Source organism: Endozoicomonas atrinae, from assembly GCF_001647025.1.
Classification (GTDB): Bacteria; Pseudomonadota; Gammaproteobacteria; order Pseudomonadales; family Endozoicomonadaceae; genus Endozoicomonas; species Endozoicomonas atrinae.
This window is the reverse complement of record NZ_LUKQ02000017.1, coordinates 19366-44210: the sequence shown is the minus strand read 5'-3', so window position 1 is coordinate 44210 and position 24845 is coordinate 19366. Positions and strand designations below refer to the sequence as shown.

Annotated in this window: 23 protein-coding genes; 3 read left to right on the top strand and 20 right to left on the bottom strand. The window is 48.4% G+C overall.

Annotation, left to right across the window (positions count from 1 at the left end):
• From AK963_RS31785 to leuC, 18 genes are all read right to left on the bottom strand, one after another.
• On the bottom strand, positions 1-248 hold a 248-nt coding region (locus AK963_RS31785; RefSeq protein ID WP_139117241.1), incomplete at its 3' end, for a hypothetical protein.
• A gap of 363 nt (positions 249-611) precedes the next feature.
• On the bottom strand, positions 612-1139 hold the full coding sequence (locus AK963_RS04185) for an SPOR domain-containing protein (protein WP_066014220.1): 528 nt from the start codon (positions 1137-1139) through the stop codon (positions 612-614).
• A 55-nt stretch (positions 1140-1194) separates the two neighbouring features.
• A complete protein-coding gene (gene folC / locus AK963_RS04180) occupies positions 1195-2484 on the bottom strand; it encodes a bifunctional tetrahydrofolate synthase/dihydrofolate synthase (RefSeq protein WP_139117240.1) in 1290 nt (429 codons plus the stop codon).
• 278 nt (positions 2485-2762) lie between these two features.
• On the bottom strand, positions 2763-3665 hold the full coding sequence (gene accD, locus AK963_RS04175) for an acetyl-CoA carboxylase, carboxyltransferase subunit beta (RefSeq protein ID WP_066014219.1): 903 nt from the start codon (positions 3663-3665) through the stop codon (positions 2763-2765).
• Between the two features lie 153 nt (positions 3666-3818).
• Positions 3819-4631: a tryptophan synthase subunit alpha gene (trpA, locus tag AK963_RS04170; RefSeq protein WP_066014218.1), complete on the bottom strand. Its 813-nt coding sequence runs from the start codon at positions 4629-4631 to the stop codon at positions 3819-3821.
• 12 nt (positions 4632-4643) lie between these two features.
• The gene (trpB, locus tag AK963_RS04165) at positions 4644-5816 is read right to left on the bottom strand and encodes a tryptophan synthase subunit beta (RefSeq protein WP_202969714.1); all 1173 of its coding nucleotides are present in this window, start codon (positions 5814-5816) and stop codon (positions 4644-4646) included.
• Between the two features lie 71 nt (positions 5817-5887).
• On the bottom strand, positions 5888-6508 hold the full coding sequence (locus AK963_RS04160) for a phosphoribosylanthranilate isomerase (RefSeq protein ID WP_066014217.1): 621 nt from the start codon (positions 6506-6508) through the stop codon (positions 5888-5890).
• Between the two features lie 200 nt (positions 6509-6708).
• Complete coding sequence (gene truA, locus AK963_RS04155; RefSeq protein WP_066014216.1) at positions 6709-7512, bottom strand: tRNA pseudouridine(38-40) synthase TruA; 804 nt, start codon at positions 7510-7512, stop codon at positions 6709-6711.
• 38 nt (positions 7513-7550) lie between these two features.
• On the bottom strand, positions 7551-8675 hold the full coding sequence (locus AK963_RS04150; protein WP_066014215.1) for a hypothetical protein: 1125 nt from the start codon (positions 8673-8675) through the stop codon (positions 7551-7553).
• 294 nt (positions 8676-8969) lie between these two features.
• Positions 8970-10580, bottom strand: a complete 1611-nt coding sequence (locus AK963_RS04145) for a hypothetical protein (protein ID WP_066014214.1) — start codon at positions 10578-10580, stop codon at positions 8970-8972.
• A 511-nt stretch (positions 10581-11091) separates the two neighbouring features.
• Entirely contained in the window at positions 11092-13338 is a 2247-nt protein-coding gene (locus AK963_RS04140) for a motility hub landmark protein FimV (RefSeq protein ID WP_066014213.1), read from the bottom strand.
• 113 nt (positions 13339-13451) lie between these two features.
• Positions 13452-14471: an Asd/ArgC dimerization domain-containing protein gene (locus tag AK963_RS04135; RefSeq protein WP_066014212.1), complete on the bottom strand. Its 1020-nt coding sequence runs from the start codon at positions 14469-14471 to the stop codon at positions 13452-13454.
• Positions 14472-14591: 120 nt separating this feature from the next.
• A complete protein-coding gene (locus tag AK963_RS04130; protein WP_066014211.1) occupies positions 14592-15041 on the bottom strand; it encodes a PaaI family thioesterase in 450 nt (149 codons plus the stop codon).
• Positions 15038-15499 carry a PaaI family thioesterase gene (locus AK963_RS04125; protein WP_066014210.1) on the bottom strand — a complete coding sequence of 154 codons (462 nt, stop codon included), beginning with the start codon at positions 15497-15499 and terminating at the stop codon, positions 15038-15040. Before AK963_RS04125 ends, AK963_RS04130 begins: the two co-directional genes overlap by 4 nt.
• 123 nt (positions 15500-15622) lie before the next feature.
• A complete protein-coding gene (gene asd, locus AK963_RS04120) occupies positions 15623-16744 on the bottom strand; it encodes an aspartate-semialdehyde dehydrogenase (protein ID WP_066014209.1) in 1122 nt (373 codons plus the stop codon).
• Positions 16745-16813: 69 nt separating this feature from the next.
• The gene (gene leuB / locus AK963_RS04115) at positions 16814-17896 is read right to left on the bottom strand and encodes a 3-isopropylmalate dehydrogenase (protein WP_066014208.1); all 1083 of its coding nucleotides are present in this window, start codon (positions 17894-17896) and stop codon (positions 16814-16816) included.
• Between the two features lie 99 nt (positions 17897-17995).
• Positions 17996-18640, bottom strand: a complete 645-nt coding sequence (gene leuD, locus AK963_RS04110) for a 3-isopropylmalate dehydratase small subunit (protein WP_066014207.1) — start codon at positions 18638-18640, stop codon at positions 17996-17998.
• Between the two features lie 8 nt (positions 18641-18648).
• Entirely contained in the window at positions 18649-20103 is a 1455-nt protein-coding gene (leuC, locus tag AK963_RS04105; RefSeq protein ID WP_066014206.1) for a 3-isopropylmalate dehydratase large subunit, read from the bottom strand.
• 200 nt (positions 20104-20303) lie between these two features.
• Between leuC and AK963_RS04100 the strand changes: the two genes are divergently transcribed.
• Complete coding sequence (locus AK963_RS04100; RefSeq protein ID WP_066014205.1) at positions 20304-21194, top strand: LysR family transcriptional regulator; 891 nt, start codon at positions 20304-20306, stop codon at positions 21192-21194.
• Positions 21195-21227: 33 nt separating this feature from the next.
• Here the strand turns inward: AK963_RS04100 and AK963_RS04095 are convergent, their stop codons facing one another.
• Both AK963_RS04095 and AK963_RS04090 read right to left on the bottom strand, forming a co-directional pair.
• A complete protein-coding gene (locus AK963_RS04095; protein WP_066014204.1) occupies positions 21228-21614 on the bottom strand; it encodes a cupin domain-containing protein in 387 nt (128 codons plus the stop codon).
• A gap of 151 nt (positions 21615-21765) precedes the next feature.
• Entirely contained in the window at positions 21766-22110 is a 345-nt protein-coding gene (locus AK963_RS04090) for a cupin domain-containing protein (protein ID WP_066014203.1), read from the bottom strand.
• A gap of 103 nt (positions 22111-22213) precedes the next feature.
• On the opposite strand from AK963_RS04090, the gene acuI reads away from it, so the two are divergent.
• Positions 22214-23191, top strand: coding sequence for an acrylyl-CoA reductase (NADPH) (gene acuI / locus AK963_RS04085; protein WP_066014202.1), 978 nt, complete (start codon positions 22214-22216; stop codon positions 23189-23191).
• A 163-nt stretch (positions 23192-23354) separates the two neighbouring features.
• Positions 23355-24830, top strand: a complete 1476-nt coding sequence (locus tag AK963_RS04080; protein ID WP_238593635.1) for a TrkH family potassium uptake protein — start codon at positions 23355-23357, stop codon at positions 24828-24830.
• Positions 24831-24845 lie beyond the last annotated feature (15 nt).

The window sequence follows — 24845 nt, the reverse complement described above, 5'->3', positions numbered from 1 at the left end:
AAACCATCAGTTATAGAAAAAAAACTACTTGGATTAGAAAATCCTTTTTTCTCCAACATTAAATCTAACAATATATGATTTTGATTGTTAGCTGCCTTAATAACACTGCGACTCGTATAAACAGGTGTAAAGAAAAACTGAAAAATAAACCACCAACCAAGTGCAAATAGAAAAAAACAAATTATATAAAATATCCCGGTTTTTTTAGTGACAGAATTATCAATACTACTATTTTTATTCTTTTGCATTGATTTCCACCATATCAGCAACCTAATCGGCTATATCTTTACATTGGTAAACCAGCCTATTTAAACACATCAGGTATCTATTTTTTAGTCACTTATCTTTGACAACCACCACCTTAACACATATTTCAAAAAGCACGCTACCGCCCGTCGACTTACGCATATGTCGAAACAACTCTTCGGAAAACCGAATCAGCACCAGAGCATTCCTTATCGCAAAGAATCATCCAGCACCTAAACGCAAAAAGGCCTTTAGAAGGCCTTAACACTTGTTATCATACAACTCTATCCAATAGTAAATTCTACACGACGAGCAATGACTAATCACGTTTTATCTATATGAAATAATACAAAATACTTACTACATCACGGAACAAAACGAACAAGAATACCCTCAAGCCCCATGTCTTTCTTGATGATGACTTTCAGCTGTTGAAGTTCATCCGGTCGCACTTCAGGACCGATATAGACCCGATAAAATATCTTCCCCTTTTCTGTAGAAATTATCTTCTGAAAAGCACTGTACCCCTTGCTTTTCAGCTGTTTCTCCAGGTTACGGGCATTGTTTTTATCGGCAAAGGTTGCCAGCTGCAGGGACCAGGCTTTCAGATGCCCTTTTTCATCCACACCAGTTGTCTGCTCAGCACGATCGCTTTCTGGCTCGAGAATTATCTCCGAAGAAGAAGACACCACTTCAACAACATCCTGCGGGATATCAAGCTGATCAACAAATGCAGGCACCGGGGGAGAGTCAAGCTGTGGAGCATCAGGGGAAGATCTGGAGGTAACCAGTGGATGGGTCTCTCCTCCCCTGAAAAGTGCAGGCGCGAGAATGATTAACAAGGCCAGCAATACGACAGCACCTATTAGTCTTTGCTTAAGTCCCTCGCCCAAGATACGCTCCAGATGTCCGCGACAGGAAGAATGTTAGTGGTTATATAGTTTCAACTTAGTGACTGTTGGTCAAGGCAGCAGATACCGTCATAAAGGATCCTGTGACTAACACCCTATCTCCACAAGTTGAGCTTGCAAGAGCATGATGCAATGCTTCAGCAACACTTTCATAGTTATTGACTACATATTCTCGTGCAACCAGTTTTTGGGCCAGCTCTTGTTCAGGCAGCGCCCTTGGAGACTCAAACTGCGCAACATACCACTCATCGATATTGCTGCTTAAGCAGTCGACAACCGCCATGTAGTCCTTATCCTTACACATGGCAACAACGGCTCTTGTGCTACCGTCTACCGGAGACTCATCAAGACGCTGCTTCAGCATGTCTGCTGCCTGGGGATTGTGGGCAACATCCAGCACAACCTCGATTGACTCACCCGATTCGTTTTTCATAGCCAACTTCTGGAATCGCCCCGTAACCGATACCCGTGACAAGCCTTCTCGAATAGCCTCAATAGCAATAGGTTCCGGTAAAAATTGCAGCGCCTGCAATGCAGTTGCCGCATTATCAATCACCACACTGGGAACAGGCAGGTTTTCCAGCTTCTGATTCTCACCACCTGACCAACTCCAGCTATTACCGTCCCTTTCAAGTGTAAATGCCTCCCCTCTGCAATAAAGAGAGCTGCCAAGGCGTCCCGCCATTTCAGTAATTGCATCTGGCACTGGCTGATCACCAAATACCGCGGGCTTATTGGAGCGGAATATGCCTGATTTCTCTTTGGCAATGGCTTCAATGCTATAACCCAGGTACTCCTGATGATCAAGCGCCACCGTAGTTATTACCGACACATCCGGGTCAACCACATTCGTCGCATCCAGTCGCCCACCCAAACCAACTTCCATCAGTGCTACATCGACTTTCGCTCGTTTAAAACAGTCGACGGCCGCCAGCGTGGCAAATTCAAAATAGGTTAACCATGTCGTTTTTCTGCCATCATTAATCTTCTCAAATGAATCACATAACCAGTCATCACTCACCTGTTGGCCATTAATACGAACTCGTTCGTTAAACTTGAGAAAATGAGGTGAGGTAAATAACCCAACTTTATACCCGGCTGACAGCAAAATAGCTTCAAGAACCGCCAGTGTTGAGCCTTTACCATTGGTCCCTCCCACCGTAATAACGAACGGTGCGGGCTTGAGCAAATCCAACCTCTCACCCACCAGCCGAATCCGGTCCAACCCAAAGTCGATCTCGTGCTCTGGACGCGTCTCCTCCATCCAGGTTAACCATTGATCCAGATTCTTTTCTTTCTGCTCAAAAGAGTTTTCAAAAGAGGACAACGTCACTTCTCCAGACGATCAGTTATGCCGCAAGTATTACACCAATTGCACTTTCTAACTCCCTATTGCGCTGACGGCCTGAAGCGTATTCCTGCGTTGAAGCTCCTCGCCATAGCTACGGCTATGACTCGTCACTTCGCCTTGTCTTACACTCCCGTCCATCATGCTCACAACGGGTTTAGAAAGTTTAATTGGTATTAGAACGATAAAGACAGAGAATAATACGTAATTGCATAGAAAGAAAAAGGCCGGTTAGAAAAAACCGGCCTTAGGAGGGATTAAGCAACCTCTGCAGTCTCAGCAAATTCTATATCAGCATCGGGCTTACCCTGCATTTTGCGACAAAGCCTGGCAATGGTGGACCGCAGCTCTGATCGAGAAACAATCATGTCAATCGCGCCATGATCCAGAAGAAATTCACTGCGCTGGAAACCTTCAGGCAGTTTTTCCCTTACTGTCTGCTCAATAACCCTGGGGCCCGCAAAACCAATCAGAGCTCCCGGCTCAGCCATGTTGACATCACCCAGCATGGCAAGACTCGCAGAAACACCACCGTACACCGGATCAGTCATCACAGAGATATAAGGAATACCTGCCTGGCGCATTCTTTCCAGGGCCGCACTGGTCTTCGCCATCTGCATCAGTGAAAACAGGGCTTCCTGCATTCGAGCACCACCACTGGCAGAAAAACAGATCAGCGGCATCTTTTCTTCGAGGCACAACTCGGCAGCTCGGGCAAACTTTTCCCCGACCACAGAGCCCATGGAGCCCCCCATAAACGAAAACTCAAAAGCAACAGCTGCTACCGGAATTTCCTCGACGGTACCTCGCATGGCAATCAGAGCATCCTTTTCGCCCGTTTGTTTTTGAGCTGCTGCCAGTCGATCACGATACTTTTTCGTATCACGAAACTTCAAACGGTCATTGGGCTCAAGGTCAGCAAACAGCTCCTCTTTTCCTTCCCGGTCAAGAAAGTAATCCAGCCGCGTGCGGGCACTGATTCTCATGTGATGCTGACACTTAGGACAAACACCCAGATTTCTGTCCAACTCTGGACGATAGAGAACGGCCTCGCACTTCACGCATTTGCGCCACAATCCTTCTGGCACATTACTGCTCTTCTGCTCACTGGCAGAACGCGATAACGATGGAATCAGTTTATTGACTAACCAGTTGCTCATTCATTCATCCTGTCATCTATAAAGCTGTCTAAAAGTAATCTCGTTAAATCTGATATTTCGATCAGATGCGCACTTAAAGACAGCTTCAGGAGAGCTTTACCTGAAAGCCCTCCAAGGTAGGCAGTTAGATAGCCTCAAACCACCCACCCTGTTTCATCTGTCCATAGCTGAGCGCATTTCGGCAATTCTGCTGGCAACACGGTCAATGGAGGCCTGCCCCTCACTGCCATACTGAGCCAGCTCAGATACCAGAACACTGCCCGCAATAACACCATCTGCTGTTCGCCCAATTGCAGCAGCAGACTCACCATCACGGATACCAAAGCCTACACACACCGGAACATTGGCAAAGCGCCGGATGTGATTGACCCGCTCTTCAACTTCTGCAGTATTTAATGTTGCCGCACCCGTCACTCCTTTCAGAGAAACGTAGTAAAGGTAACCACTGGCCACACTACAGATCTTCGCAATTCGCTCATCGGATGTGGTTGGTGTAATCAGGTTAATCATATCCATACCGCGATCATGCAGCATACCCAGGAAATCACCTGCCGCTTCCGGTGGCAGATCCACCATCAGCACACCATCAACACCCGCCTGACTGGCCAACTCAACAAACCGGTCGTATCCCATGATTTCTACCGGATTGAGATAGCCCATCAGGACAACCGGTGTGACATTATCCCTTTCCCGGAACTCAGAAACCATTGCAAAAACGTCATACAATGTAACACCTTGTGATACAGCACGCTCATGCGCCTGGGCAATCACCGGGCCATCCGCCACCGGATCCGAGAAAGGAAAGCCCAGCTCAATCATATCCGCACCACTGTCAACCAGCTGATGCATGACATCGACACTCTTTCCCGGAGGGTCACCGGCAAGAATGTAGGGTATCAAAGCTTTACGCTCACACCCTTTTAACTTTTCAAAACAGGCTTTGATTCTGTTCGTTTCAAGACTCATGCTGTGCCCACCTTATACTTCGAGGCCGTCAATGGCGGCAACGGTATGAATATCCTTATCACCACGGCCTGACAGGTTACAGATAATGATCTGTTCTTTGTCCATCGTGGGCGCGAGTTTATCTACCCACGCCAGAGCGTGAGCACTTTCCAGCGCAGGCATAATACCCTCAAGCCGGGTCAGCTTACGAAACGCAGCCAGAGCCTCTTCATCCGTTGCCGCCGGGTATTGTGCACGACCTATATCTTTCAGGTAGCTGTGCTCTGGCCCAACACCGGGATAATCCAACCCTGCTGATACCGAGTGACTTTCAATAATCTGTCCATGATCATTGGTCATCAGATAGGTTCTTGCACCCTGAAGTACGCCCGGACGACCGGAACTCATACGGGCAGCATGCTTATCAGTATCAACACCATGACCTGCGGCTTCCACACCGTACAGTTTAACGTCTTTATCTTTGATAAATTCGTGGAACAGCCCCATAGCATTTGAGCCACCACCAACACAGGCAACCAGTGCATCAGGAAGGCGACCTTCCTTTTCCAGAATCTGCCGACGGGCTTCGCGACCAATAATACTCTGCAGATTGCGTACCATTTCAGGGTAAGGCGATGGACCGCAAACCGTACCCAGCAGATAGAAGGTATCCTCAGGACGTGCCACCCAGTCCCTGAGCGCTTCGTTAATGGCGTCTTTAAGCGTCTGGGACCCTGTCTCCACGGGTACAACGGTGGCTCCCAACAGCTTCATGCGATAGACGTTCAATGCCTGCCGCTTAACGTCTTTGGCGCCCATATAAACGACACACTCAAGCCCAAGGCGAGCGGCCACGGTCGCTGAGGCAACACCATGTTGACCGGCACCGGTTTCCGCAATAATACGGGTTTTACCCATATGTTTGGCCAACAGCGCCTGACCAACCGCATGATTGATTTTATGGGCACCGGTATGATTAAGGTCTTCACGCTTCAGGTAGATCTTTGCGCCACCAAGCTCCTTAGTCCACCGCTCTGCATAATAGAGAGGAGATGGACGACCGACGAAGTCAGCCAGATCACGATCAAAGTCCTCCTGAAAGTTCTTGTCCCGCCAGAGCTCACGCCAGGTGCGATCAAGGTCTTCCAGCGCACCCATCAGGGTTTCGGCCACGAAACGTCCACCGTAACGGCCAAAATGCCCCATTAAATCTGGTTGATCGTACTTGTGTTCTTCAGAAGAACGCACGAGGGATTCAGAATTTTCTTGATCGACCATCATCTTCCCGCCGCCTTGATAAAGGCTTTGATTTTGTCGTGATCCTTAATGCCAGGCTGGCTCTCTACACCACTGCTGACATCAACTCCATAGGGTCGAACCCTGTTAATTGCCTGAGCGATATTGTCAGGACTTAAACCTCCGGCAAGCACCACAGGTTTATTCAGCTCATGGGGTATCAAATCCCAGTCAAAAGATTTACCGGTACCACCCACCTCCCCGGGCTTATAACTATCCAGAAGGTAGCCACAGGCCGTTGTATAGGGAGCCACCATTTCCACTACTGCAATGTCTGGTCGAACACGGAAGGCCTTCATATAACGTACCCCCCAGCGGGCGCACTCGACTTCCGGTTCATTACCATGAAATTGCAGGAGAGAAAGAGGTACTGCATTCAGCACCGATTGAATCAGCTCATCTGAGGCGTCCACAAACAATCCAACCACTGAGACAAAAGGTGGCAGAGCCCGAACAATCTCCACGGCCTGCTCAACCGTCACGTACCGACTGCTCTTCCGGTAAAAAACCAGACCAATGGCATCAGCACCACTTTCAACAGCAGTTAGACCATCTTCAACACGAGTAATTCCGCAGATTTTTATACGAGGAGATACTTCCATTTCCCGGTGTTCTCTTTCCCGCGCTCAGCGCCTGGAGACTGTCCAGAACACCGAGCCAACTACAGGATAAGGGCTTGAAGGTGCTTCCACACCTGGCTATACAACATAAGGTGCGAAAGGATAGGCAACCCCTGAGCGATCGTTGATCTTATCAGAACATTTCGGTGATTACTGCATCTAATTCTGGAAAAGGCGTCAAATTACAGCGGAATCAAAGGTGCAATAAAGTGCGGGTTTGATTCACTGGGGGGCAATTCAAAAGCCTCATCGTATCCGGCATCGATAAAATAAAGCCCGCAAGGGGAAGCGGTTACCCCACCCTGTGCACGATCCCGGGCATCCAACACCTCTTTTGCCCAGCCTGGTTCACGCTTACCACACCCTACAGCCATTAACACGCCGGCAAAGTTACGAATCATATGATGCAAAAAGGCATTGGCCTGAACATCGATAACAATAAGAGGCCCGTGGCGGGAAATATCCAGCCGGGTGACATTCCGAACCGGATTTTTGGCTTGACACTGAATCGCACGATAGGATGTGAAGTCGTGCTCCCCCACCAGATACTCTGCTGCCGCTTTCATGCGCTCAACATCCAGAGGCCGATAGTTCCAGGTCACTCCTTTGGAGAGGTGCGCTGGCCGAATGGGGTGGTTATAGATGACGTAGCGATAACGTCGCCAGAGAGCAGAAAACCGGGCATGAAAGTCATCCGAAACGGGCTTCACCCAGTTTATAGCAACTTCATCCGGCAAATTGGCATTCGCACCATAGGCCCAACCCCGTTCTGTGCGAACAGCATCCGTATCAAAATGGATGATCTGGTTACAACCATGAACCCGGGCATCCGTCCTTCCTGCACAGATAACGGATACGGGGTGGTTAGCTACTTTTGAAAGCGCAGCCTCTACAGCGGCCTGCACAGTAGGTAAACCGGTTTTAAGAATCTGCCAACCAAAAAACTGGGAGCCATCGTATTGAACACTGGCGGCATAACGGGGCATGAACGGAAAACACCTATAGAAAAAGCTAGACGCAGATTTTAAGCATCAGTGTCAGCAGGCGGATGACCACCAAGAGACCCTCTCGGCTTAGCACCTTTAACACTACAGGATTGAATCGTAACAGATTCATCGTCCACTACAGAAGCACCCTCACCCCTTGGAGGTTGATATACAACACGCGATCTGAGCGATGATTCCTCATCGTGTGGTGAGTGCCTTATGGCAGGGCGATAACAGGGAAGGCTTTCACACCACGGCCTGCAAACCCTGGGGGGATTGAATATCAAACCGCTTATCATAATCCCCCCACCTAAAAAAACCAGGACTCCACCAATAACAATTGCTGGCAAAGCATTACATCCACTGGAACCCCCTGGGGGTGCTACTGTCGTTGATTGCCGGGTCTGATTACCAGCAGAGAACGGAGAGACAAGATCTGCCACAGAAGCCCCATCCTTGCTACCTTTAGCCAGACAAATGGCGCCGTAAGATAACAAACAGATTCCCAGTAGAAATAATCCGCCACCCAACGTATGCTTTCCAAGCGTACCTTTATTTTCAACCACTCTTTGCCAGCAGACATTCTCAGCGGCAGAATCGACTTGATCAGAACAACCACCAAGTTCATCAATGGACTTTTTTACATCATGATAAAGAGGCATATCGGTTTGCCCATTCTTTTCCATGTTCTTCGCCACAACACCCAAGAGTTCTTCAAGCTGAGAAGCCAATTGATCTCTGAGAATTTTTATCGCATCTTCCGACTTTTTACTCTCTATAGATTTATTGAGTAACTGATAGGTTTTTGATACCTGCTGAGTCAAACGCGCAATGTCCACATCATCATAGGCCACTAATTGTGCAATTAATCCATCAGGCTTTCTGAAAGCACTAACTTCGGTACTGCTTGAAGCAGTAGGTAACACATGAAGAGAAACGGATCTTCGAGACACAAGAGCTAAATTGCTGGGGGCAGACTCAACATTGGCTTTAGATGCTGGATGAGAATCCGTTTGCAAAGAGGTACTACGTGCTTCTATGCTTGAAACATCACCAACCCCCGCCATTTTACCTTTTAAAGGCTTTTGAAAAGCATCAGCCTTAGCTTCGGAAGCAGAACCCGACTTTGAAGAACCATTGACTGAAGCACAACCAGTATCCATATTCCAAGAAGTATGAAATGAACATACTTGACAGACTCATTGAAGCTTAAAAAGTTCAATGACGGATGCAAGCTTGTTCAGCCTTCCAGAAAAGTATCGCCTTAAACATACATCAAAAGCCTTATAAACACTTAAACTAGAATCTATGGTATCTTTTCTTCACAGCAATTAAACCACTGCTTTTTTAACCCTTAATTGATAAAGAAATAATCAAGAACCAAATGCTTTGCCCTAAAAAAAGAGCGCCAATAAAAGGCGCTCTATGTCATTTTCTTTCTTTAGTCTATGAAAATATCAATCGATCTCAAGTCGTGTCTTACCCCAGAGACTGGTGTAATGTAAACGACCTTCCATATCTATCAATATACCGGCATACAGGCTATTAAATCGAGAACTTCCCAACACCCAGGTTCTGGCTGTTTCGCCGGTCGTCCAATCAATAGCTTCAACGGTGTATTTACCATCACGGCCACCCACGGTATAAGCCATATCAGATTGTGCAGCCATGGTTGGCGCGGCATTGAGAGAGCTTACATCCATATTAATCCACGCAGACTTAAACTCACGAGCAACGGGATCCCATTCAAACTTTTCAACACCATAAGGTTTATAGGTATCGTGATGACCAACCCACCCCACAATCATGGAATCACGCCCTTCAGGGAACCAGGCGGGGCGACCGGACGGTGTATTATTCACCACCATGGCACCATAACCATTAACCAGCACAGACTGCTCAGTTTGAGTACCCTCTTCCAACGGCACCATTGAGGTGTTCAGATAACCTGCGTAGCGCGGGTCGTCAACACCTTCCGGTGGCACCCAACCATCAGGGATTTCATTACGCCAGAACAGCGCAATCCCCATATGCTTTTTACCATCAGTAATAACGACAAACTGATCCTCTTCACCAAAACCCATCAGCGATGGTGTAGAACCGGAACCAGTGGTTTCATTAGGATATTTGGCAACCCACGCACCGGATCTCTTTCCAGATCTGAACTTCCGACCATCCCAGACAACTTTAACCATATAATTTTCAGTGGCAACATAAACACCACCGTCTTCATCAATGGTTACTGAGTTACGAACAGTGACCTGGTCAACGCCATCAATCATGGAAGCAATGTCAAACACTTCCATTCTTCTCAGCCTTTTTGATACCGCGACCAGCTTTCCATCACCAGCAATCATCATGTACCAGCCATCAAAGGTCATATTCATCCCTACCAGGGAGCCACTAACTTCATCTGGCAGATAAACAGTATCGTATTTCGTTATCTGTGAGTCTGGATCCCCCTCAACAGCATCCCCATACACATTGACGGAGCTGCGAAACCCTTTGCTTTTATCAGAGGGGTCAATAGGATCACTTCGACCAATAACAAACTGGTTATCACTATTGATCACCGTATAGGCTCCAGACAGATCCGCCATTAAAGGAGCGACGTTCTGGAATACCCATTGAAGCCCCTGATCCGCATCGAGCGTATCCATTTTCTCAAACACTTCCAGCCCCATCCCCATATTCAGGTAGTCACGACCCGGGAGCTTATAGATTGACAAGACATCATGGGTTTCATAATCAATTTTGACGATACGATCTATACCACTGCCCCACAAAACACGACGACCGTCAGGGTAAGGACCAGAGGTCGGCTGACCAAACTGGAACGTTCCTGATGCCAACCAGGTAACATCCTGATATGGATCAAGAACACGGCTCGGAGATGTTGGGCCTTCGCCCGGAACACTGGTCTGCTGAGCTGAATTATTATGACCGATCGGATTATTCGAGTCAGCCAGGTAAGGATTTAATGGTGCAGGGTTACCCGCAAAAACGGAACCAATGGCCATGGAAGCCATTACTGATGTAAGTACTGCTTTTTTTAGTTTTGTGCGCATTAGTTTTACTTCTTTTAATTTATTTTGAAATCAACAATGGCCATGAGCACAGCCATTGCGGCATGCATTTTTTTTCAATGCCAGATTACAACACTGCAAATAACAAAAATGATTACCTCTTAACGCCCTCCTGCTGTTTCAGCACCCCACTTCAAATCATACAACAGGTGCATTATAAATAATTATGAATACTAATACCCATTGATATTTTTGAATACTAGTATTCTTTTTACCAATAACAACCTATCACTATTATTTTTAGTAACTGCAATTTGAAGTGACGTTAAAAGCCCCCCACAGCCATAAAAACAATAGTAAAAGAGGTAGATTGATAACTTAAGCTGGATATGGTGTGATCTTCGTAGTATTGACGGGCTGACCAATGCGTACAGTCAGGACACACAACAGGTCTTTTTGCAAAGCCCAATGCCCAATGCCCAAAACGATAAAGTAAAAAAAAGAGCTCACAAGAGCTCTTTTAGATGTAGAGAGTTAATTAATCAGATGAAGATCAATTGGTTCCGGCATTCTCAAGTAGTGACATGGCTTCCTGTTTCTGCTCATCACTACCCTGCTCAATAACTTCCTGAAGAATTGCAGAGGCACCTTCCATATCACCCATATCCATATAAGCTCTTGCCAGATCAAGCTTGGTAGCAACCTCATCACCTTCTGAAAGGAAATCAAGGTCATCATCAAGAGAAGCTTCAAGACTCGAACCGCCTTCATCAGAGAAAGCAGCCTGCGTATCCTGAGCAAGCACATCGTCAACCTCAGAACCAAAATCCAGATCATCAAGCTCACTTGTCTCTGGCTGTGCGGCAGCTTCTGACTCCTCATCCAGATCAAAATCATCCAGATCAAAATCCAGATCATCCAGAGAGTCGGCTCCCTGCTCATCAGAATCCAGCTCAAGGCCATCAAGATCAAGATCAGGCATCTCATCCGGCGCTGAAACACCTTCAAACGCATCTGGGAACCGGGCCTTGAAGACATCCGCTTCACGCATTGCGGCAGGATCACCGGCCGCCTCCAGATCAGCTAATGCCTGATTAAACTTATCAAGATCGCCACTTTCCGAATGAACCTCAAGAAGCTTCAACTTCAGGTCTGATCTTCCCGGCTCGTTATAGATTGCCTGACTCAATAATTCCTCAGCCTGAGTCAAGCGACCATAGGCAATATAAATATCTGCTTCGCTCAGCGGGTCTTCTGTCTGCTGAGTTGTTTCCCCATCAGCTTCTACTTCATCAACAACCGAATCATCGATGGCCAGCGCATCATCAAACTTCAGTTCATCCTCAGCGCTGGGAGAGGTGATTGGCTTTGGGGAAGCATCAACCGGCGCCTCCTTATTCAAATTGAGAGACTGAATATCCGCATCAACACCTTCATCTTCCTGTGCTTCCTGCTCCCTCCTGCGACGCTGATAAAAGAGCCAGCCAGCACCTCCTAAAGGCACTAGGGCCAGAAGAAGCAACAACAGAGGATTTCCAAAGAGGGTATCCATCATACCAGGCTTGGCCACTGTTTCAGACTGGCGCTGCATGGGCACCGGTGGTACTGACCCGGACTGACTCTGCAGGGCAGCCATCTGATCATCCTTCATGGCAACCAGGCGCTTAAGAGTAGCAATCTGATCATCAAGATCTTTCAGCCTGCTGTTAAGCTCAGCATTCTCCCGACTCAGTTTATCAAGCTGTTCACGGGTCATGGCCAGCTCAGTCTGCAACACCGCATTTCCACCAGCAGTATCCCCACCGAGATCCTGCCCACGTCCGGTAGACGCATCACCCGAGACGATGGCCAACTTACCATCGACAGACTTTCGGGAATCTCTGGAAACGGATGAAGTTCTTCTCGTGGCATCCAATTGCGCAACCTGGCTACGTCCCCGCCACTCTCGATTCTGTCTGGATACATCAGCAACCGCTTCACGGACGGTCAAACGGGTAATATCACTGCGACTTGGTATCCGGAGAACCTGCCCGCTCTTGAGGCGGTTAATGTTGTTATCAATAAATGCCTGAGGGTTTCCACGCTGAATCGCCAGCATGGTCTGCTGTACCGTCACCCCGGAATCGGGGCGCACTCTCTCTGCGATTTCCCAGAGGCTGTCATTTCTATTCACACGATAAGTCCGGGATGGGCTATCCGCCATACCCGATGAGGCATAATTCCGACTGGAAGAAATTCGCTGAACCTGTTGCCGCTGACTGGAGTCACGATAGCCAGCCTGTTCCTGTTGCGGCACATAGTTACGATTAGGCCTGGGCGGCTCGTCCCATACAGGATTAGTTCCATAATGAGATGGCGCTGAAGTGGGCTTCACAACAGGCGCTGATGCTTGACCATTAAAGGCCGGAGGATCAAGGAGAAGGGTATACTCCTTCAACAGGCGACCACTTGGCCAGTGCACCTCAACCAGAAAGTTGAGATAAGGCTCATGAACAGGGCCATCACTGGTGACCTTGATCAAACCTTTGCCATCAGGGCCAACTTCGGAAGTAAACCGAAGATTATTCAAAATGAAAGGACGCTCAACACCAGCCCGCTCAAAGTCTGATTTGCTGGCCAAGTTAGACAGGATCTCATTGCGTGTGAGATCATTGACCTGCATTAACTCTATCTCAGCCACCAGGGGCTGATTCAAAGCGGAATAAAGCTTCACCTCCCCCAGACCCAGCGCATGGGAATTAATTGAAGCAATACCCCCTGCCAGCGCTGACATCACTACTACAAGTTTTTGCAGTTTCATCGTGAATCCTTGTTTTATACATAGACTGTTTGAGCCCCTTCTGCCTTCAGCTGTTGAGAAAGCAGCCCCCTTTCCCCATACAGCAAGGAACGCCAAGCAGTTAGCCTAAGTTATCACTTAGCAAAGTCTTTTATCAATAACCCAATCAATTCAACAGCATGAACAGCACTTCTCTTGAAGCTATCGGCCACAATCCAGAAACTCAAGTCTGTTTCATAATCTGATTGCTGCCGGATCTTACCTATATGCAGCTGATCACTTCCCGCAGCGTCTTCAAGGGTAGGTAAATTAGAACCATCAGCCACTGACATTTCAGGATGCTCTGATAGTAAAGACTCTATTTCCTGAATATCAACCGGTTGGACAGTATCCAGATCAATAACATAGCTGTCACCAAAAAATACAGGAGCTGTGATGCAGGTCACACGGATGTCCAACGCCTCTCCCAGAGCCACCAGAAGTTCATTACGCATATTGACTTCATTAATGATTTCCTCTCCCTCTCCTGCATCTACCTCCGGAATCAGATTGTAGGCCAGACGAGCGGGAAAATTCTCATGCTCTACCGGCTTTCCGTTTAGCAGTTCAATGGTTTGCTTACGCAAGGCATCGACACCTTTTTTACCAAGTGAAGCAACCGGCTGCATAACCACCAGATTCATACGACTCAGAGTAAATCGCTGGTGAAGCTTTTGCAGCAGAGGAAGTAAGCAGGCAACAGCAGACCCAGGTACAGCAAAGTAACGATTATCTACCGCTTCTTCGATAAAATGCTCATTCAGACCAGCCATTACCGGCACTGTATAACCTTGTGATGCTGCCCCCTTTGAGGCATCAATAATGGTGCAGCCACTCTCTACAGCCCGAGTCATCAATTCCGCATTTCGGGTACACCAGGCTGGCATCACCAGAAAATCAGCTGAGGAAAATTCTGCTTCATCAGCAGCAATAAACTCCAGCGTTTCTCCATGAAACTCCACAGAACCGGAAGCCTGTGAAGACTCAGTGAGCGGATAAAGGCTCATAACCGGCAGTGGCTTACCATCAAACAATTGTTCTTCCAGTTGCCGAACCAGAGTTTCACCAGCCAGCGTGTCGGCAGCGTAAATAGCAATATTGTATGTTCGGTTCATGGATTAAGGCCCCGCAAGCCACAGAAAATATGTTGATCTTTGACACTGTTTCAGCCAAAACCACACAAATGATACAAAACCGTCGACTTTATACAGGGCATTGATATCAGGCAAGCAGTTTCAGGCAGTTCCTTTTGAAAGTTTGAAATGTCCGCGCGCTATCGCTATTGGTAACTCCCTTTTACTCTGCCAGGCAGTCACTGCCACATTGGCTACCCTCGCTCCCTGACGACAGACTTCACAGTGAGCAAAAGTATCCTTTGGCTGCCCGGAGCGAAGATAGTCAATGGAGAAATCAATAATTTTGGGTAACCTTGGCTCATCCATAAACAGCATTAAATGCAACGCCGCAGACATCTCCATAAAACCACCAATAACCCCCCCATGAATGGCAGGAAGTATGGGGTTACCGATATTGGTCATCTGATTAGGGAGAGTAAATAGGGCATCATCGCCCATGGGCGTGCACTGCATACCGATCAGGCTGGCATAGGGAATACCACTGGTCAGAATACTGTAATCTCTTGAGTCCCTTGCATCCTTTATAATTTTTGCGAACTCAGCCTTCATTGAAAACGCTCCTGCATCGACTTCATGGAGTTTTGCCCTATTCGCATAAAGGTGCCTACTGCATGAGCAATGGGTTGATCACGACTCTCCTGATAGGCAACACCCCGGGTAAACACCATGGAACGTGTTATATGGTATGCCTCGGCAAATGCCCGGACGGGTTTATCAGGCTGAGCAGTGGTCATATGGTCAATACGCAGATCCAGTGTCGGGCATGCTTCCAGCTGCTCCATTCGAGTAAACACAGCCAGACCGCAACAGGAATCCATCAGTGTGGTAATGGCACCAGAGTGAATGACACCGGTTTCAGGGTTCCCAATCAGCCGACTGTCGTAGGGCATCTCCAGTTCAATACCATTACGATCCGCTTTGACCAATGACATATTCAAATGAAGGCAATGAGGAATAACTTTGACAAAGTTGCTGGCAAATTCTGTCAGCTGTTGTTCCGTTAACATAATAAATTCGTTTTCTGATTATTTAATTACCACAAAGGCACAAAGACACGAAATGACAAGCATTCTTCGCGCCTTTGTGCCTCTGTAATATATCGAACTATGTTTGCATAGAGGTACAGAAGCCTAGAGCAATATTGTCAACATGCGACGAAGTGGCTCTGCGGCTCCCCACAATAGCTGATCACCCACGGTAAATGCCGTCAGATAGTCAGGTCCCATATTTAATTTACGAAGGCGGCCCACCGGAATATCCAGACGCCCGGTTACCGCGGCAGGTGTCAACTGATGCATAGTCTCTTCCCGGTGGTTTGGAACGACGGATACCCAGTCATTGGCGCCAGCAATCATCGCTTCAATATCCGTCATGGGAATATCTTTACGCAGCTTGATGGTCAACGCCTGACTATGACAGCGCATAGCACCAATACGAACGCAGACTCCATCCACAGGTACCGGTGAAGCCTGGCGACCCAGGATCTTGTTGGTCTCCGCCTGTGCCTTCCACTCTTCGCGGCTCTGACCATTATCCAATTCTTTATCGATGTAGGGAATCAGACTTCCGGCCAATGGAACACCAAACTCACTCTGTGGGAGATCCGTGCTTCTCAAAAGAGAGGATGTCTTACGATCGATATCCAGAATGGCACTGGCCGGATCCGACAGTTCTGTAGCTACATTGCTCTGGATACAGCCCATCTGGCTGATCAGCTCACGCATGTTTCTGGCACCGGCACCACTGGCGGCCTGATAAGTCATGGCACTGACCCACTCAACAGCGTCCTGCCGAAAGAGCCCGCCAATCGCCATCAACATCAGGGAAACCGTGCAGTTACCACCGACAAAGTTCTTGACGCCATCATTCAGCGCACGGTCAATCACATTTCGGTTGACGGGATCAAGAATAACTACCGCATCATCGTTCATCCGCAGGGAGGAAGCGGCATCAATCCAGTACCCCTGCCAACCACTATCACGCAATGGCTGGAAGACTTTGCCCGTATAATCACCACCCTGGCACGAGATAATAATGTCCATTTCACGGAGGGCATCTATATCATGGGCATCCTGAAGCTCACCTACAGGCACACCAACATCTGGCCCGGGCTGGCCCAGCTGAGAGGTCGTGAAGAATACAGGCTCTACACCTTTACCCTGCAAACGGGTAAAGTCGTTTTCTTCCTGCATACGCTCCATTAATACGGAGCCAACCATTCCTCTCCAGCCAACAAAACCTACTTTTTTCATACTGCGCTCCCCCGAACAAACAGCCTCTTCTCAAAACAGCAAACAGAAGCCGTCGATATTCTATATACGTTATGCATTCAACAAACAGTCAACAACCGCATCACCCATTTCTACGGTTCCCATCAACTGACAACCTTCAGAGACAATATCCCCGGTACGATAGCCTTTATCCAGAACATCGCTGACGGCTTTTTCGATCGCATCCGCAGTAGTTCCTTCACCAAGGGAGTAACGAAGCAGCATGGCCAGTGACAGGATCTGCGCCAGAGGGTTTGCTTTGTTTTCGCCAGCGATATCCGGTGCAGAACCATGAACCGGCTCATACATACCCTGGTTCTTTTCATTCAGAGACGCTGAAGGCAGCATACCGATCGAGCCAGTCAACATCGCCGCACAGTCACTGAGAATGTCACCAAACATATTACCGGTTACCATGACATCAAACTGCTTGGGTGCTCGTACCAGCTGCATGGCTGCATTATCAACATACATGTGGCTCAGCTCAACATCGTTGTAACCGGCAGACTCCTCGATAACCACCTCACGCCAGAGGCCAGTAACTTCAAGAACGTTCGACTTATCAACCGAACAGAGTCGTCCACCCCGCTTCTGGGCTGCTTCAAAAGCAACTTTTGCTATACGACGAACTTCAGATTCCCGGTAAACGTAGGTGTTATAACCTTCACGTTCACCATTTTCCAGGGTACGCACACCACGGGGCTCACCAAAATAGATACCGCCGGTCAGCTCCCGCACAATAAGAATATCAAGACCAGCCACCAGCTCCGGTTTCAAGCTGGATGCTTCGGCCAGTTGAGGGAAAAGAATTGCCGGACGGAGGTTGGCAAAAAGGTCCAGTTCAGAGCGAAGTTTCAGCAGCCCTTTTTCAGGGCGGTTGGCCATTGGCTGATCATCCCACTTCGGGCCACCCACCGCACCAAACAGAATCGCATCCGAGTTTCTGGCCAGCGCCAGCGTTTCATCACTCAGCGGAACGCCATCATGATCAATAGCAGCACCTCCGACCAGACCATGACTGACTTCAATATCAAGCCCGAAACGCTGTTTGGCCGCATCCAGTACCTTCAGGGCTTCAGCCATAATCTCAGGGCCAATACCGTCACCTGGAAGACATAAAATCTGCTTGCTCATTGTTATTCCTTATTAATAGCTACTTTGAGCCATGAAAATCACGGAGAACACAAAGGATTTCAATCAGGCTTTTCTTTGTGCTCTCTGTGGTTCAAGAAATCATTCGCTGGCAAATAGCCATGGGTTATCCGCCTTGTAACGCTGTTCGAAACGTCGAATCTGGTCCGCATCCTGCAGGGTCAAACCAATATCATCCAGACCGTTGAGCAGGCAGTGACGACGAAATGCGTCGACGTTGAATGGCAGCTCTTCGCCATTGGGCTTAACCACCACTTCACGTTCAAGGTCGACCGTCAGCTGGTACCCTTTATTAGCTTCAACTTCATTAAACAGCTGCTCTACCACCTCATCAGACAGCGTGATCGGAAGAACACCGTTTTTAAAACAGTTGTTATAAAAAATATCCGCAAAACTCGGCGCAATAACACAGCGGAAACCAAAATCATCCAGGGCCCAGGGTGCGTGCTCCCGACTGGAGCCACAGCCAAAATTCTGCCGAGCCAGCAGGATTGACACTCCCTGATAACGGGATTGATTCAAGACAAACTCCGGATTCAGTGGCCGCCTGGAACAATCCTGCCCCGGGTAACCTTCATCCTGATAGCGGAGTTCATCAAACAGATTCACACCAAAGCCGGTACGTTTGATGGACTTCAGAAACTGCTTGGGAATGATCATGTCCGTATCAACGTTGGCACGATCCAGAGGAGCAACTGCCCCCTTATGAACAGTAAAAGCCTGCATGATTCCCCCTACGCTACGGATGCTTGACGATCAAAATCACGGACATCAACAAAATGCCCCGCAATGGCAGCTGCAGCAGCCATGGCCGGACTGACCAGGTGGGTTCGACCACCAAAGCCCTGACGGCCCTCGAAATTCCGGTTAGAGGTCGATGCACAGTGCTCTCCCTGCCCCAGCTTGTCGGCATTCATGGCCAGACACATGGAACAGCCCGGCTCACGCCACTCAAGGCCAGCTTCCACAAAAACCTTATCCAGCCCTTCGGCCTCAGCCTGGGCCTTTACCAGACCGGAGCCTGGAACCACCAGAGCCTCTTTAACCGTGTCAGCCACCCGTTTGCCTTTTACGACAGCCGCCGCTTCGCGCAAATCTTCAATCCGGGAGTTAGTGCAGGAACCGATAAAGACCCGATCCACAGGAATGTCGGTAATCTTCTGACCCGCAGTTAACCCCATGTACTCCAGGGCACGGGCATAGCCTTCCTTACGGGTTTCATCCGGCGCATCCTCCGGGAAAGGCACCTGGGCATCAACCGGCAACACCATCTCCGGAGAGGTTCCCCAACTCACCTGAGGCTTGATCTCATCACCATTAAGCACAACAACTTGATCAAAAACAGCATCACTGTCTGAGTGAAGGGTTTTCCAGACAGTAACGGCCTGATCCCACTGCTCACCTTTCGGTGCAAATGGCCGGCCCTGCACATAGTCGATGGTAGTCTGGTCAACCGCCACCATTCCAGCTCGAGCGCCCGCCTCAATGGCCATGTTACAGAGGGTCATTCGCCCTTCCATGGTCATATTGCGAATCACATCACCACCAAACTCAATGGCAAAACCGGTGCCTCCTGCGGTACCAATATGACCAATGATGGCAAGGATGACATCTTTGGGAGTGACCCCTGTTCCCAGGGAGCCATCAACACGAACCAGCATATTCTTCATCTTCTTGGCCACAAGACACTGGGTCGCCAGAACATGCTCAACTTCTGAGGTTCCGATACCATGAGCCAGTGCGCCAAAGGCACCGTGTGTTGATGTATGGGAGTCACCACAGACTACCGTCATGCCTGGCAGCGTAGCGCCCTGTTCAGGACCAACCACATGAACAATGCCCTGGCGCTGATCCTGCATATCAAACTGGGTGATTCCAAAATGATCACAGTTCTCATCCAGCGTCTTTACCTGAATTTTGGAAACAGGATCTTCAATCCCTTCAATACCGTGCTGACGCTCATTCAACGTGGTGGGTACATTGTGGTCAGGTGTGGCGAGGTTAGCGTCCAGACGCCATGGCTGACGATCGGCCAGTTTCAGACCTTCAAAAGCCTGTGGTGAAGTCACTTCATGGAGCAGTTGCCGGTCGATATAGATCAACGCGGAACCATCATCACGCTGACGAACAAGGTGGGCATCCCACAACTTGTCATAAAGCGTCTTGCCTCTGGAAGCCTGGCCAGCCATCGGAACCATCCTCATTGAAGTAATAAAACAGAAAAGACTGTTTTTTGTTTGATTTATAAGCAGTTTTAAAGCGTTTTTATAAAAAGACTTCGGCTTATCCTTAATACTGCGTATCCTAGTCGCTCATAAAAAATTACTCAAATTCATCTTTTTTATGCTATTGATAACTATCTGGAATCAATTGACTCAAAAAGGGTGTTATGGATACCACCAATCTCACTGCTTTTCTGGCCATTGTCGACACAGGATCCTTTTCTGAAGCGGGTGAAAAACTGTTTCTGACCCAGCCAGCAGTGAGTAAAAGGATTGCGGCCCTGGAAGACCAGCTGGGCACGCCGGTGTTTGATCGAATAGGCCGTCAGGTCACGCTGAATGAAGCGGGTAAAGCCCTGCTACCCCGAGCCAGAAAGATGCTTGAGCTGGTTCATGATACGAAACTGGAAATCATTAACCTCAGTGGTGAAGTGAAAGGCCCACTTTCCATTGCCACCAGTCACCACATCGGCTTACGACGACTGCCAGATATATTGAAAACCTTCACTAAATCGTTCCCCGACGTAAAACTGGATATCCGGTTTGTTGATTCAGAAGCGTCTTATGAAATGCTGAGCCGCGGTGAAATAGAACTCGGTATTATCACACTGTCTCCGGACAGCCAGCCTACTATTTATTCTGAAAAACTCTGGCATGACCCTCTGGGCTTTATGGCGGCAAAAGATCACCCTCTGACAAGATTGAAAACCGTTTCAACAGAACAGCTGAGCGAATATCAGGCGGTACTGCCTGGCAGAAACACGTTTACCTATCAGGTAGTACAAAACCTGTTTGATCAGGAAGGCTTGAAATTGCAAACGGCCATGTCCACCAACTATCTGGAAACCCTGCGTATGCTGGCTGCTATCGGTCTGGCCTGGTGCATACTCCCTTTGACCATGCAGGATGACGATCTGCGCGTCCTGAATGTTGAACTCAAGGGGGTGAAATCGCCACCAAGCCGGGAACTGGGGTATATCCTTCACCCAAAAAGAACCTTATCCAATGCCGCAAGAGCCTTTATCGAGTTACTGAAACAGCACAAAGACAACAGCTAACCTGCTTCTGGTTAGACATGTAACTTTAAGACTCTACTTCAGCTCGGTAACAACCACTTCAATAACGCCTGGACCAAGGTTAACGCAGGCGTGCAACTGGTCAGGTGGGTCAGCATCCAACCAATACGACTCTCCGGCTTTGAAATGACGAACTGCTAAAATTTCCCCTGATTCGGCAACGGACTTCAAAACCCCTCCCCTGAGAACCGTAACAACCCTTGGATATTCATGACGATGAAGCTTCAATGGCTGATTAGGTGCGATGATGGTTCGCCAGGTTCGGACCTGTTTATTATCAATTTGGGGAAACCGCTCAGACTGAACCCCTGATTTCAGAGGTTGTTCACAAGCTATAGACCAAGAGGGCTGTAGCATTTCAATGATTAATAAGTAAAGAAATGCCAGAAAGAAACGGATCATAGCTCATTCTTATTCGAAAGGTTTCCAGAAAAATACACTCCACCACACCTGACCATTATTTACAGCAAAAGCTTGAACTAACCATACATTTGATAAGGCAGGAAGAGCACCCAATAAAGACCATAGCTTACCCATGGTTTTACACAAGTGTTCAGCTTAAATAAACGGTTGCAGTCTGCTCTGTGCTACCTGCTTTGACAACGATCGCTACCCCCGGTTCATTACCTTTGTTAGTAACATTAATGGGAACCTCTACCGGCTCAAACATAATATCCCCACTCTGGAAGTAGTTACTCATTTCATGTTGAACCTGAAGCTCAAACGAACCGGACTGGATATAGGCAATTACTGGAACATTGTGCATATGCCAGCCACTGCTCTCACCTGCAGCCAGCTCAACTCTGAAGACAGACACCAATGGGGAACCGTTCTGCGGATATTCAATGACCTGATTAATGTCATTCGTGTGACTCTCTTTCAACAATGTAATATCCATCGCTCATGCCTGCCTGAAGTCAAATAAAATAGAAACAGCCCTCGCTGCCTGCCCGTTGCAGGAGTATAGTTCACGCTCTCACCTTTTTAAGAGATTGTCGTTTATGTTCAAGGCGTTAGTACTGAACCAGCAGGACAAAAACACTGTCGCTTCCATAGAACAGCTGGACGAATCCACTCTGCCAGCAGGGGATGTCGTTGTCGGTGTTGACTATTCATCACTGAATTACAAGGACGGTCTGGCCATCACCGGGAAAGGAAAGATTATCCGCGACTTCCCGATGGTGCCGGGTATCGACTATGCAGGTCAGGTTATCTCTTCAAAAGACGACCGGTATCAGTCTGGCGACTCCGTTATCCTGACTGGCTGGGGTGTCGGTGAAAACCATTGGGGTGGCATGGCAGAAAAAGCCAGCGTACCTGCTGACTATCTGGTCTCCATGCCTTCTGGGCTGGACAGCCGCAAAGCCATGGTTATTGGTACCGCAGGCCTGACCGCCATGCTCTGCGTCATGGCACTTGAAGATGCAGGTATTACGCCTGAGAAAGGTGAAATTCTGGTCACCGGTGCCAGCGGTGGTGTTGGCAGCGTCGCCGTAACCCTGCTGGATCAACTCGGCTATCAGGTAGTGGCTGCTTCTGGTCGTCCAGAAAACAGTGACTGGTTAAAGTCCATCGGGGCTGATCGGGTGATCGACCGGGCAGAACTCCTTGAGCCCGCCCGCCCACTGGAGAAACAACTCTGGGCAGGATGCATTGATACCGTTGGCAGTAAGGTCCTTGCTAAAGTACTTGCACAGGTTGACTACGAAGGCGCTGTCGCCGCCTGTGGCCTGGCCGGTGGTTTTGATCTGCCAACCACCGTGATGCCTTTCATTCTGAGGGGCGTAAAACTGCTGGGTGTTGACTCGGTAATGTGCCCATTTGAAAAACGTATGCAGGCATGGAACCGGATTGCCGAACTGTTGCCAGAGTCATTCTACAACGACGCTGCCACGGAAGTTGAACTGGATGCCGTGCCCGAACTGGCAGAGGCCATTACCAATGGACAAGTCACCGGTAGAACACTGATTAAGTTGTAATACCACTTCCAGCTTCTAAACTTCTCCAAGACTCGTCAGATGCGGTTACCCAACAGCATCTGACCGATCCTCCACGCCTTGTACCGCTGTTTAAGCTCAGGAGCCTGTTGGACTTAACGCTGACCTACCTGCGAAAAAGTCCAACAGACTCCCAGGGTTCAAGGTGTTTATTCTCAGTTATTGCCATTTAAAAAGAATGAACCACCGTCCAGTACTCTATGTGATTGGCCTGTTCCTGACCGCTATGGCCAAGTTTATGCTGATTCCTGTCATCTACGATCTGCTGACAGGTGATTCTGATATCTGGGAATTTGTGGCTGCTGCAGCCATTACGCTTATTACGGGTGGCGCCCTGACCATCAACTTCAAGCCAGAACATTTCAATATGAAACCAAGGCAGGTCTTTGTACTGACCACGCTCTGCTGGCTGGCTGTATGCACTTTTGCGGCACTTCCCTTCTGGTTCAAGCTCCCTATCAGTTACACCGATGCTTTTTTTGAAACCATGTCGGGTATTACCACCACCGGATCCACCATATTGACCGGGCTGGACCACATGGACCCCAGCATACTGATCTGGCGGTCACTGCTGCAATGGTTTGGTGGCATTGGTTTTATTGTGATGGCTGTTGCCGTTCTGCCATTTCTCAAAGTGGGGGGGATGAGGTTGTTCCAGAGTGAATCTTCCGACTGGTCCGAGAAAGCCATGCCACGTTCAGGCAGTATTGCCAAGCGTATCGTTACTGTCTATCTGATCATGACGGCTATCTGTGCCTACCTTTATTTCCTGGGAGGCATGACCGGGTTTGAAGCCATCAACCATTCGATGACCACGGTATCAACAGGTGGATACTCCACCTCAGATGCGTCCATGGGATTATTCAAAAACCCGTTTATCATCTGGACAAGCACTATTTTCATGATCCTTGCCAGCCTGCCCTTCGTTCTGTTTGTTCGCTGCATGCGGGGTGAAGTCAACTGCTTTTATGAGGATACCCAGGTACAGGCCTTTATCGGTTTTCTCCTTGTCGTCTGGCTGGTTCTGAGCATCTGGTTATGTTTTAACTCTGACTACACTTTTCTACAATCACTGACCCTTGTCTCTTTTAATACCACGTCGACTGTCACTACCACAGGGTTTGCCTATGGTGATTACACACTGTGGGGCGGCTTTTCCAATCTAATGTTTTTCTTTCTACTGTTCGTGGGAGGGTGTTCTGGCTCAACGGCGGGAGGCATCAAGATTTTCCGTTTCCAGATTGGAGGAAAGTTGCTGAACATTCAGTTAAAGCAACTGGTTCACCCAAGAGCCTGTTTTGTACAAACTTATAATGGTCAGCAAATCAGCAGTGAAATTCTCCGGTCACTGATCGGTTTCAGTTTCTTTTTCATTCTACTTATTGCGTTGATGAGCCTCTTACTGTCCCTTTACGATCTCGACCCTATTACCAGTATCACAGGGGCTACTACAGCAGTGGCCAATGTTGGCCCCGGTCTGGGAACCATCATTGGTCCTGCCGGGAATTTCAGTTCTCTACCTGATGCAGCAAAATGGATATTAAGTGTCGGTATGCTACTTGGCCGACTGGAGGTTATTACGGTTCTTGTGCTTTTTACACCTGCGTTCTGGAAAGGATAACCTACTAACTGATGG